Annotated in this window: 2 protein-coding genes; both read right to left on the bottom strand. The window is 60.1% G+C overall.

Features of this window, described 5'->3' with window-relative positions; all coding sequences use genetic code 11:
* Positions 1-24: 24 nt before the first annotated feature.
* Positions 25-984 carry a transposase gene (locus ACFX4T_RS25575; RefSeq protein ID WP_377655223.1) on the bottom strand — a complete coding sequence of 320 codons (960 nt, stop codon included), beginning with the start codon at positions 982-984 and terminating at the stop codon, positions 25-27.
* 35 nt (positions 985-1,019) lie between these two features.
* Complete coding sequence (locus ACFX4T_RS25570; protein ID WP_377655221.1) at positions 1,020-1,454, bottom strand: hypothetical protein; 435 nt, start codon at positions 1,452-1,454, stop codon at positions 1,020-1,022.
* Positions 1,455-1,511: the final 57 nt, after the last annotated feature.

The raw sequence follows: 1,511 nt of genomic DNA, 5'->3' as shown, positions 1-1,511 counted from the left end.
CGCAGGCTGTCAAGCTGTGTGGAGTCAGTGGGTTGGTTGTTTGTTTGGTTCGGGGAGGTTGATTCCTACGTAGGTTTGCGGTGCTGGTGTTGTGGGGCGTTGTCGGAATCGGTGTGGGTATTGGTCGTAGTAGCGTTGCAGGGTTTGGTCGCGTTCCTTCCAAATGGTTTTCCATGTGCCGTCGTGGACTTGTGCTGGGGAGAACAGGGCGATGCCTGAGTGTTTGTGCTTGGTGTTGTACCAGGGCACGTAGTCTGCGAGGTAGGTCCTTGCGCCTTGGAGGTCTTTGAAGATCCGTGGGTAACCTGGCCGGTATTTCATGGTCCGGAACCCGGACTCTGAGAAGGGGTTGTCGTTCGAGACGTAGGGGCGGTTGTGGGTGAGTTCCACGCCGTGGGCGGTGAGGGCATCCCGGAGCAGGTTTGATTTCATAGCCGGCCCTGAATCGGCGTGAACGACCCAGGGTGCCCCGTGCTCGGCGATAGCGGTTTCGAACATCTCCACTGCGAGGTGGTCCGCTTCTCGTTCCTCGACCCGCCATGCAACCATCTGGCGGGAATAGATATCCATGACCGAGTAGGCCTTGAACGTTTTCCCGCGCCAGGGCGAGTAGAGATCGGTGATATCCCAGGACCAGACCTGGCCCGGGCCTGTGGCCTTCAGGATAGGTTTCTGTCGTGGGGGCCGTTTGTTCTCGCTTTTGGTCAGGATTTTCGGTCGGAGCATCTGCTCCTCGATCTCGGCTGCGATCCGCCACCAAGTGCGGCGGGAGGCGAGCATCACCCCGGCGTCCCAGGCCGTCGCGAAGGAGTGATCCACAGAGACCTGATCGGCCCAGCCACCCATGATGTATTCGGCGATCCGGTCACGGTCCGGGCCGCTGATGCGGGACTCGTAGGCCCGCTCGGACTGCCCGATCGGGTCCCGCACCCGTTCGCGGGGGTTTTGCCGGTAGTGCCACGTCGAGCGTGAAACCCCGGCCATCTTCAGGGCTCGCCGTTGCGAGCCGGTGAGCTCTTTCAGGTTCCGGACGAGGAGGTTTTCGGCTTCGATGAACTTTTCGGATCGTTCGTCGGAGCCGTATCGGGCTCTGGCACGCTCAACCCGTGCAAGAGCCCGATAGCTTTTCCCAAAGCTTCGTTCGTTCCCTCAAGCTCCCGGACGCGGTTCTTGAGTTGTTCAACTTCGGACTGATGTTCAGCGATTTCCTTGGCACGCGCTCTTTCAAACGCCGACCACTCGCCATTCGTGCGGGCCATGTTCCCATGCTCTCGTGGAATCAGATTCCGGTCGAGGTCACCCTCCTGGATCATCCGCCGCCACTTCCGGAACGTCCACTCACTCACCGGCTGGGAGGCAAGCCATTCCTTCCTCGTCCCGTACGGCTGCACATAGTACTGATGCACCATGTCCCGGATCTCATCACGGCTAATACCTCTCGGGCCAACAGTCATGGCTACTCCTGCTCTCGTCACACACCACCTGACTCACAACCAGCCTGACGCAGAGGG

This window comes from Paenarthrobacter sp. YIM B13468 (assembly GCF_042788025.1).
GTDB lineage: Bacteria > Actinomycetota > Actinomycetes > Actinomycetales > Micrococcaceae > Arthrobacter > Arthrobacter aromaticivorans.
This window is presented reverse-complemented; position numbering and strand designations above follow the sequence as displayed.

Bases quoted from the DNA above. Each gene is read 5' to 3' on its own strand.
- ACFX4T_RS25575 (WP_377655223.1), bottom strand. From the start codon at position 984: ATGGCCGGGGTTTCACGCTCGACGTGGCACTACCGGCAAAACCCCCGC.
- ACFX4T_RS25570 (WP_377655221.1), bottom strand. From the start codon at position 1,454: ATGACTGTTGGCCCGAGAGGTATTAGCCGTGATGAGATCCGGGACATG.